At 43.5% G+C, this 9,292-nt stretch carries 11 protein-coding genes; all 11 read right to left on the reverse strand.

Going from position 1 to position 9,292, the window contains the following annotated elements; genetic code table 11:
- Positions 1-326: 326 nt before the first annotated feature.
- Complete coding sequence (locus ACTZWV_RS14370; RefSeq protein ID WP_444787212.1) at positions 327-647, reverse strand: colicin immunity protein; 321 nt, start codon at positions 645-647, stop codon at positions 327-329.
- Positions 644-5,200 carry a colicin E5-related ribonuclease gene (locus tag ACTZWV_RS14375; RefSeq protein ID WP_444787213.1) on the reverse strand — a complete coding sequence of 1,519 codons (4,557 nt, stop codon included), beginning with the start codon at positions 5,198-5,200 and terminating at the stop codon, positions 644-646. The genes ACTZWV_RS14370 and ACTZWV_RS14375 overlap by 4 nt, the downstream gene beginning before the upstream one ends.
- A 2-nt stretch (positions 5,201-5,202) precedes the next feature.
- Entirely contained in the window at positions 5,203-5,733 is a 531-nt protein-coding gene (locus ACTZWV_RS14380; RefSeq protein ID WP_444787214.1) for a hypothetical protein, read from the reverse strand.
- A gap of 127 nt (positions 5,734-5,860) precedes the next feature.
- On the reverse strand, positions 5,861-6,178 hold the full coding sequence (locus tag ACTZWV_RS14385; protein WP_444787215.1) for a hypothetical protein: 318 nt from the start codon (positions 6,176-6,178) through the stop codon (positions 5,861-5,863).
- Positions 6,179-6,183: 5 nt separating this feature from the next.
- Complete coding sequence (locus tag ACTZWV_RS14390; RefSeq protein ID WP_444787216.1) at positions 6,184-6,501, reverse strand: hypothetical protein; 318 nt, start codon at positions 6,499-6,501, stop codon at positions 6,184-6,186.
- Between the two features lie 66 nt (positions 6,502-6,567).
- On the reverse strand, positions 6,568-6,909 hold the full coding sequence (locus ACTZWV_RS14395; protein WP_444787217.1) for a hypothetical protein: 342 nt from the start codon (positions 6,907-6,909) through the stop codon (positions 6,568-6,570).
- A 15-nt stretch (positions 6,910-6,924) separates the two neighbouring features.
- Positions 6,925-7,266 (reverse strand): hypothetical protein, encoded by a 342-nt coding sequence (locus ACTZWV_RS14400; protein ID WP_444787218.1) that lies wholly within the window; start codon positions 7,264-7,266, stop codon positions 6,925-6,927.
- A gap of 37 nt (positions 7,267-7,303) precedes the next feature.
- A complete protein-coding gene (locus ACTZWV_RS14405; RefSeq protein ID WP_444787219.1) occupies positions 7,304-7,633 on the reverse strand; it encodes a hypothetical protein in 330 nt (109 codons plus the stop codon).
- Between the two features lie 21 nt (positions 7,634-7,654).
- Positions 7,655-7,996, reverse strand: coding sequence for a hypothetical protein (locus tag ACTZWV_RS14410; protein ID WP_444787220.1), 342 nt, complete (start codon positions 7,994-7,996; stop codon positions 7,655-7,657).
- A 99-nt stretch (positions 7,997-8,095) separates the two neighbouring features.
- Positions 8,096-8,437, reverse strand: a complete 342-nt coding sequence (locus ACTZWV_RS14415; protein ID WP_444787221.1) for a hypothetical protein — start codon at positions 8,435-8,437, stop codon at positions 8,096-8,098.
- Positions 8,438-8,521: 84 nt separating this feature from the next.
- Complete coding sequence (locus ACTZWV_RS14420; RefSeq protein ID WP_444787222.1) at positions 8,522-8,875, reverse strand: hypothetical protein; 354 nt, start codon at positions 8,873-8,875, stop codon at positions 8,522-8,524.
- Positions 8,876-9,292: the final 417 nt, after the last annotated feature.

Raw genomic sequence — 9,292 nt, forward strand, 5'->3', positions numbered from 1 at the left:
CAAAATTCACCTGCCCGGTCATACCGCCTGTTGCAGCTAACATGAACAATTGGCTGTGAATATCTGAAAAAACGTGTTTGACTTTAAAATGTAAACACCTTTTTAATAAATAGTTATATAACAAGCAATATACTTATCAGCCCAAACACTCCAATTCATACCCTGCAGCACCGCCAATTGTCGGCGCTGCACCACATTGCCCGACCTGCTGGTGAGCACTGATCACCTCTGCCGGAATCCACTGCCCATGCTGCTGGTGGTTTTGCGCGGTTCAGGAAGAAAAAGAACACCCGCGTTATGGGTGTTCTTTTGGTCAGTAGTTTTGATTATTCTACAATTTTTTGCGTAGTTATAATAAAAGCATTGTGCTCGGAGCTTTCTTCTTTAATGAATTCCTTAGCAGATTTATTAGCTTCTTCTGGTTGTTCATCAAAGATATTATTTCTGTCCCATATACAATCTAGACGTGATTCAAAACCAGGGTTATGCCATATGCCACCTTCAACTCTGGCTATGATGCAGTCAAAGTCTAGCGCGAGATCACATAGTTTTATTGCGGCATCTACCTCAAGTTTCATCACTGCATTGCCATTTAATGAAAAAAACAAATATGGATCTTTGTAACAGGCAGTTCTGTCGAAACTCATTGTTGTTCCTCTTTCCACTCTATACGACTATCTGGTATCCAATTGGGGTCATTCTTGTCACTGACGTGAACTACTTCCTTGGTATTGTCATTAACAACTACATGACCACCATTTTTGCTCCCATAAACAGAAGCAGGATCATTCCTACCTTGGCCATCAGCGGTTTTGCTCGGACTCCGTTTGTCTGTAGAGGACCCTGTTGGTTCAGTCTTAGTAATATCGTTGACTTCACCCTCTGTCCATCCTCTTGGGCCAAGTTGATCCTTTATTTTGTCGTCAATTTTAACATCCGATTGCCCTTCAGAGGACTCATTCAGATGCTGAATTGCTTTAGAACCGGCATATCCAGCAGCTCCCGCACTGCCGACAAAAAACGCGGCCTTACCAAAAGCAATTATTTCGGGAGCGAAAACAATTAGAAATGCAGCACGTCCGTCAGGATCAGTAAACTTATAAGGGTTGTTGTTGGCATAAGCGTATCGGTTAAACCCCATAGTCGGATTGCCGCGCCTCATATGCCCCAGCATATCAACCGGGTCATTGCTATAAAACCGTCCGATTAGCGGGTCATAATACCGCTGCTGCATATAGGTTAACTGCAGGTCGTCATCTTCCAGATGCCCGGTATAGCCCGGGGTGTCTTCGCTGGTCGGCACTGCGCTTTCTTTGGCAATAAGCTTGTTGCCCAGGTAAAAGTATTCCGTCAGGCCTTTATCGCCGTCTGTCATCAATAACTGACCAGCTGCACTATACAAACTCAATTGCGTTTTGCCGTTGCTAACCTTTTTAACTCTGCGGTTATAACCGTCGTACTGGTAGCTGTTAGTGCCTGAGGTAATCAGCTGATTAGCCAGGTTAAAACTAAAAGCGCGCTGGCCATTATTGGTCACATTACCGCGGCTATCGTAAGCAAAGGTTCTGCTCACTCCACCACTAATTCCGGTTAAGCGGTTGCTGGTATTGTAGACATACGTCAGGCTCTGGTTGCCCAGGGTCTTTTGGGTAATATTACCTACACTGTCATAATCAAAACTGCCACTGCCCCAAAAGCCTGTCGCTGTATCTAACCGGTCTAAGTCATCATAAGTCAGGCTGATGTTTTTTGCTGGCGTGATAAGGTCGCTTATCGTATCGATATTATGGTTGTTGTCATACTGGTAGCGATGATTCAGCACATTGCTACTGCTGCGTTTTACCGTTTGATATTCCGGCCTTTGCTGGGTATCCAGCAATTGGCTGAAGCTTAAGCCATTACCATAGGTGAAGCCTTTTAACTGGCCATTAGGGTAGTAGCTGGCTGCCGTTGCATAGCTACCCACCCGTGTTGGCTGGCCCAATGCATTTGGCACGTAGCTTATGCTTTTGCCTGACGGGTAAATTACACTGCTGACATGGCCCATGGCGTTGTACGTCGGGTCTGTTATCCAGCTAATATTGTCCAGCGTCAGAACCTCTGTTTCCATCAGGTTGGCGCTGTTGTACGTGTAATCCCATACTGCCGTGCCGGCAACCAGTGCGGTAAGGTTACCCTGGTTGTCATAGGTGTAGGTTTTATCCGGCGTGCTGTCCGGGTAGTTTATTGTGCGCTGTGAGCCCAGGTTATCGTAACCGTAACTGACTTTTTGCGCCGCAGTGACTGAAGCTGCATTACAAGCAGTGGCACCGCCGGAGGCACCTTGCGCTATCCACACCGGCTGGCCCAGCGTATTATAACTGTAGGCTGTATGGCCCACATCCGGCCGCACCAGTCGGCATAGTTGCTGCTGGGCGTTGTAAATGCGGCTTTCAGTTATATCCCCCTGACTAATCGTTTTGATATTATCAAACAGATTGTAGCTAATATCAGTGGTTACAGCTTCAGGTTGCTCAATTTTGGTCGGCAAATCCTGGCTTGGAGTACCAAAAGCGCGGTAGGTTGTAGTGGTGCTGTTACCACGAGCGTCAGTAGTGCGTATCTGGTTACCCGCCAGGTAAGCGTAATCTACGCCTTTATTATCTATCGTACTGTATTGCCGGGTTAAGCGCTGCAGGCCGTCATATTCAAACGCTGTACCCTGGCTTTCTGTACTGCTGGTACTGGGATAAGAGATAAATTCCGGCTGGTTATAAGCATTAAAACGCTGAACAGTATAACGGCGCGTAGCCGCCGCCTTACTGTTATCCCATTCCTGCGTCAGGACCGGTCGCAGTAAACCGTCATATTGGATCTTTTTGCGGAAGTTTCCACGTTCAATGGTTTGCGTAAAATAACCGTCGGATGTGGTATAGCTAATTGCCGTCGGGCTCCAGCTGGTATCGGCTGGGGTGATGTTGGTTAAGCGGCGCAAAGCATCATACTGATAATTGGTACGGTTACCGTTAAAATCCGTAACCTGAGCCACTGTGCCATCATTATTAACGGTTTGGCTGGCGCTGATGTAACAGCTGGCAGGGTTAGTACAGCTGGCGGTATAACGCTGTGGTTGTTTAATCAGCTGCGGCTGACCGCGCTTGTAATTGCTGTATTCCACCCAGCGATTAGCAAGATTAAAACTCTTCAGTTTTAGGTTGCCGTCACTGTGATAGGTATTGGTATTGTATAGTTGCCCGAACCGGAATTGCTGATGCAGACGCGACTTAGCTGTATGATTGCTACTATAGTATGTCTGCGACTTTACTGTCGTCCAGCTACTGCCGTCATCTGACACTTCTGTCTTGGAGGGCAGGTTCAGTACCCAGTTTACCGTATCATGCAAGTAACTTTGCTGCGTATAACGGGTATTGTTACCGGCAGTGCTGTGTTCTTCCGTTAAGATTGGCACACCATAGCTGTTAAAGTCAGAATAGCTAACAGAATAAGATGTGGCCAAGGCATCTGAATACAAAACAACTTTGCTTTTTATTATATTTATTTCATTTTCCAAAGGCTTGGCGTTATCAAAAGCAACCTTTGCGGCCCCAATAAATCTTCCTGGCGCATAATAAAACATTTCCGTCTTGTCTTTTTTGTTACCATCGGAAAAATAGTCAGTTGCTACAACCTTCCCTTCAATATATGAAGTCGAATCTCTGTTAATATAACTCACTTCATAACTCGAATCAGGGTTGATCTGCTTTACAGTTTTATAGTTAACTACATCAATAATATTGTCCGGTAAACTGCCGTACACATACGGGGCATTTCCTGTTTGATTACTATAGCTGTTGGCGGCATAGCCACCCGAGTTCTGCGAGTAAACATACTGCCAAACATAAGCCTCGCCTGTTGCTAAAGTAAGAGTTTTCTCGGTTAGCGAATAGTTTACGGAACAGTTCACATTCTTAAATATTTTCGTGGTTACTGTACCTCCTATCCCGCCGCCAATTCCGCTGACAATCTGGTCTATATGCACGGGAAACTCTGTTCTGCCGTGATAAACAGGTTTAAGCTTATACTGCCCATTATTCCCATAAGGATCAGTAACACTTAGCGTAACAGAACTATTTTGCTCCGACTCCCGGATATCGCATTGACCAAGATAACTGGCATCCCAATCTCCGTTTCTGCGAAACGGCTCGGTAACTGTTCTATTGAGATCGTATAACCAAGTTGTGTTGTCAGGTAGTAAAACCTTTGTCAAAACACCATTATTATAAAAATACTCTACAGTTCTATCTTCACTACTTCCTGAAGAGGTTACCTTATGAATAAAGCGGGCAGGCTTTCCATTAAGTACATAATCATCCCAAATAAAATTTATTTCTCTACCATCTGAAGATGTTATAGATTTTAACTCATCTGCTTCATAGTTGTAGTTTACAAAATTACCATGTCTGTCAGTAATTGAAGACACTCGCATAACAGCAACAAAATCTCTCAGCGAATAAAATGAGGTACCAGGAGAGAAAACTTTAGGAACATTAAATGTGTATTTAATGCCATTGGTTGTAGTTACGGCAAAGCCCTGCCCACCGCCAGGCCGGGTAATACAACTAACTTTAAAATGGTTTTTAGTAACACGGGAATTACCGGCCCCGGCTAGTAATCTCTCAGTGGCTACATTGGGAATTTCTAAATTATCGGCGTTCCAATAGGTATGAGAACCAACTCCGGTGCGTAGATGGCCATTGTGGTACATAAAACCGCCATGCCCCAGGTTGCCTGAACATTCCAGCGGCGTGCTGAAAGAGTTATCTGTACCCCACGCTTGTACTTTATTGTCATAGGCTGCCAGTCTTGTAACGATTTGAGGCACTTTGAGGCTCCAATCGCCAAACTCACGCGTACTTGCACCGCTACTGTACAAGACTGAGCGCCCCCGAACGACGTCAACATTAATTGGAAAGTTCCCGGGTATGTCTAAATCTGTATTTTGGAAGGCAAGTAGACCAGATTGAATGCTGTATTGATCGCCTTGAAAACTGTTGCTTAGCAATGGCATCAAGTCTTCGGTTCGGTCCCAGTTTGCTTTATCAATTATTGGGTTGTTTTCTTCAAGTGCGTAACCATTTGAGCCGGAGAACAATAGAATGCTCAACACTATTAATTTATTCAATCTCATAAAACCTCTGCCAAAATCTTGAGCAATATTCATAATTATTGTTGGTCCGAATTTTGACCAAAAGGCTTGTAATCTGTCTTTTTAATTATATTGCCGCCGCTATCGGACTCAGCAATAACAGAACCAAGTACATCAGTGTGTAAATAGGTAACCACGGGAGTTATAATTTTTACAATCGTAGTTAAGCCGGTCACTGTAATAGCAGGTTGACCATTGTTGAATATAAGCCGGATATCTGCCAAGCCATCCCCATCAAAATCGGCATAGCTAATGCTTCTTACTATTGCGCTTCCGGGTGTTAATTGCAGCAGTTGCCATTGTGATGGCGTTAACACTGTCAGCTGCCAACTGCTGCCTGATTTAGCCAACTTTAGCAGGCCATTCTTAGGGGTAATTAGCAGTGGTATGGCAACTTCGCCATGAATTAATACAAACTGTTTTGGCGCTTGCAAATAAATATTGCCGGACGAATCACTGTAAATCAGGTACTCCCCGGTATCGGCTTGTGTTGTAGTAGTAACTACAACAAGCATAAAAAATAGTAAGTAACGAACAGCAGTATGCATGGGCAATCCTTGTAAGACCAGGTGTGTTTTGTTTAAGTAACAACGGTATATAACGCTATTGCTACAAGTCATTTTCGCAACGAATAGAAGTAAAAAGGAGCTTTATCGCTGCTCGCTAAATAATGTTCTAATCTTTCTCTGATAAGCCAGAAACCACACAAGTTGTTTGTTCATTATCAACAACGTAGCGCAAGCTTTTACCCCTGGCTTTCGCCGATAATGCATAAGCGTACAGTGCTTTATCAAAATCAGTGCCGGACATATTAATCTGCGCTCTGGAATAGGAACAATGTGTCGCCATCTGCGGTGAGCTAATATAGGCAACACCATTGTTCAGCATCAGGCTCCATTCCGTGAGGTCGGCGGCTGGCCAATAACGGGCGGCTAAACATACAGGACTGCTTAGTAGCGAAGAGATGGCTATAAAAGCTATTCTATTCTTCATTGCATTTACTCGTTGTATGTACGCAGCAAATAGGCGCTAACGCTATAGTTAGTTGCTGTACAATCATAAGCCGAATCTTTATAAGCAATACTTACTTTCTTACCGGCCATTTGTGCTGCCAATAAAGCCGACAAACGCTCACGAGTGCCTGGTTCATCTAAAGTGCCAAGACGCCGCCAGGGATAACCTTTCTGTATGTACAGCACATGGTTGGACTCTATCTGAATATTCTGCACTAGTGCAGCGGGGCAGTCTTTTCTGGCAAGTGCAGGAAAACTTGAGATAAGCAGCAGAACAACTACAGATAATGTTAAATTTTTCAAAAAAACCTCGGGAACTTAAAAACTAGTTTTATTTGGGGGCTGTTTCGAAACAGAGCTTTTAAAACTCTATTTCAGTTCAATACGGCCAAGCGTTTCTATATTGGAGAATAGCTCACAACTATCAATACCAACGAAGCGGCCGGTTTTTCCGGATGCATACAACGTTAACAGCATAGAGTAGAACTCTTTACCAATAGGGTCTGCTACATCCATAACAAAATGCCAGCCGGAACTGGTATGGCACAAAACGCGCTCGCTTTGGTCCGTATCCAGCTGAATAAACACCTTAGTGCCGTACTGTTGATCCATCATTACCCGCTTAACCGTCGCAGCAGGTACTTCAGCAGCATTTGTTAATGCTGAAAACGATACCAAGCAAAATAAAAACACTCTGAAAAAATAGTGCATAGCACATCCTTTAAATTATTTATGGTATTCAACACTGTACACTTTACAGTATGAGCCACTGCTACCGGGCCAATCTTGCCCGGGCAAACCGTATATCCTGACGTTTGAGTTAGCCTGAAACGCCGCCAGCAGCATCGACATATTGGCTTGAAAACCAACATCAGAACTGCTCATCCAATAGCCTTTTACACAGGCCTCGATGGGATTTTCCAGTCTAAACATCACATCACCATTACCGTTATATGATGTTATAAATTTAATGGTGCTGATGCCAGAGCCGGTATATTCCACTGCAGATGCAGAGCAGCAGAACGGCAATAAGGCAAGTAATAATTTCAGTGCAACAAATGGTTTCATGTAAAAATCCGTCCTAATTTAAAAAGTAAAACAGCTGTTATTTCAGCCAAACTTGTTCTATTACAGGCCAACCCAATTTTTCACCGCTCGAGCAACCTGTCAGGGCCAAATTGACGCTCTTATCTGCGGCATAGGCGCTTAACAATGCGGAATACAAGCGCTTACCAGCCTCGCTGTCAGCATTATTTAACACCAGATACTGCGTGCTTTCACAACCACCGGGATTACTGGTTTGCGGCATGGTAACCAGCACATGGTTTTCGGAATAAACCCGTACCGACTGCACTTTATGAACGCCAGACCAGCCGTCATAAGCTGACGCTGACATTGGGTAGAGCGCAGCTAACAGAATAAAGTATCGCAACATTGACTCTTCCTCGTTCTGCCGCTACTCAATAACCAAATACTTGTAGCCGCGTATAGTGTTATAGGTGTGTCCGTCAAATTCAGTACAGCCATCTGAGTAACCGGATACCTTTTTGCCCGACATATAAGCAGCCAAAATCAGGGAGTAGGCCTTGTCATAGTTAGGATCATTATCCAACAACACAACTGCCATATTTCTTGCACAAGAGTTAGGATTCCCCCAGTTGCTGGCATAAATAAACAAGCCGCCGGTTTGGAATGCCAGTTTATTAATTGCATTTGCCGGTAGCGATCCGCCGGCGTCAGCTGCACTTGATATAACACCCAGCATCGCCAAAATCATTCCTGATATCATTTTATTCATGTTACTCCCCCCAGAAAACTCACCAGCCTGTTAAACATTACACATTGACTGACTGTGTTATTCCAACATGTCTGTCGTGATTTTATTGCAACTTTACTCTTAGTTAATATCAATAAATGTATCAACAAGGCAGAAATGCGTGCCTGAACCTGTCCATCGTTTTTCGCTGCTGGTATTCGCATACACTTTAATTTTTGATTTTGATTTTTGCGCTGCGATCACCATAGCAGTAACATTTGCAGCACCCGGTGCGTCTTTTGGAACCCAGTAACCTTTGCAAATATCTGCTTTATCGGCAATTAAGAAAATAAAGTCGCCACCACCATAGTACGAATATGCCTGAACCTGCTCAATGACAGAGACATTACTCGCCTCTAAATCATTTGCATAAACTTTAGGTAATAGCATTACAGCAGCTGCGGCCAGGAATATAAATTTCATTTTGCGCCCTTTCCTAATAACAAATAAAACACCAGTAAACCTGACAAAAATCGTAATTACAACAGACCGAATTTTCGCCAATAATTACTCCAAAACTCCAATATGCTGATTTACAAGCCCATATCCATTACTGTCTACGCAATATACTATATTGATAGTTCTCTTGGCTAAATGAGCAGCCAGAAGTGTAGAATAGGCACGCGAAAAAGAGTCTTCGTTACCTCTGACACTGCAACCAGCTGAATCACCCGTTCCATACCTGATATAAAACCATTGTGCTACCCCTGCCGGCATTGGATCAATTTTGAAATAAACTGAATTCACATCATCATTTGTCGGAACCTGAATTTGAGTTATTCTCCCATTCACAGAATTAGCATGCGATAACAGTGGAAATACTAAAGAAACAGCTGCCATACACTTTAAAATGAATTTCAATTTAAACACCACTTAATAATTAAAAATATCATTGCAGATATTATGTTATCTTCACCCAAACCAAAGATAGTTATTTCCATTATTGTCTAATTATAATGTATCTGGCCTTTTCGTAATTGGTCAAAGTGCTGCAAGTGAAAGCGCCGTTTTGGTCATCTATATACATATCAACGGTTCTATCAGCAGCCAGTGCCGCCAGCCCTAATAACAATCTACGCACCTTTTAACCCTCCAAGATTTCGGCTAACAGCGTGGCTGTTTCTAATTAACGACACTAAATTAATCAATGGTGTCTCACAGACATTAATCTATATAATTTCGATAGATCCCGAAAACTGCCTATTTTTGTATAATTGTGATCTGATCCTGAGGGATCCCCACGAATTTAGCCCTCCCATTCAATGTTGTAACTCCTCG

It is taken from the genome of Rheinheimera sp. NSM, from assembly GCF_052380015.1.
Taxonomy (GTDB): domain Bacteria; phylum Pseudomonadota; class Gammaproteobacteria; order Enterobacterales; family Alteromonadaceae; genus Alishewanella.

Excerpts from the sequence above, each read along its gene's own strand:
- ACTZWV_RS14375 (WP_444787213.1), bottom strand. The coding sequence starts at position 5,200 with ATGAATATTGCTCAAGATTTTGGCAGAGGTTTTATGAGATTGAATAAA.
- ACTZWV_RS14405 (WP_444787219.1), bottom strand. The coding sequence starts at position 7,633 with ATGTTGCGATACTTTATTCTGTTAGCTGCGCTCTACCCAATGTCAGCG.
- ACTZWV_RS14370 (WP_444787212.1), bottom strand. The coding sequence starts at position 647 with ATGAGTTTCGACAGAACTGCCTGTTACAAAGATCCATATTTGTTTTTT.
- ACTZWV_RS14380 (WP_444787214.1), bottom strand. The coding sequence starts at position 5,733 with ATGCATACTGCTGTTCGTTACTTACTATTTTTTATGCTTGTTGTAGTT.
- ACTZWV_RS14410 (WP_444787220.1), bottom strand. The coding sequence starts at position 7,996 with ATGAATAAAATGATATCAGGAATGATTTTGGCGATGCTGGGTGTTATA.
- ACTZWV_RS14415 (WP_444787221.1), bottom strand. The coding sequence starts at position 8,437 with ATGAAATTTATATTCCTGGCCGCAGCTGCTGTAATGCTATTACCTAAA.
- ACTZWV_RS14395 (WP_444787217.1), bottom strand. The coding sequence starts at position 6,909 with ATGCACTATTTTTTCAGAGTGTTTTTATTTTGCTTGGTATCGTTTTCA.
- ACTZWV_RS14400 (WP_444787218.1), bottom strand. The coding sequence starts at position 7,266 with ATGAAACCATTTGTTGCACTGAAATTATTACTTGCCTTATTGCCGTTC.
- ACTZWV_RS14385 (WP_444787215.1), bottom strand. The coding sequence starts at position 6,178 with ATGAAGAATAGAATAGCTTTTATAGCCATCTCTTCGCTACTAAGCAGT.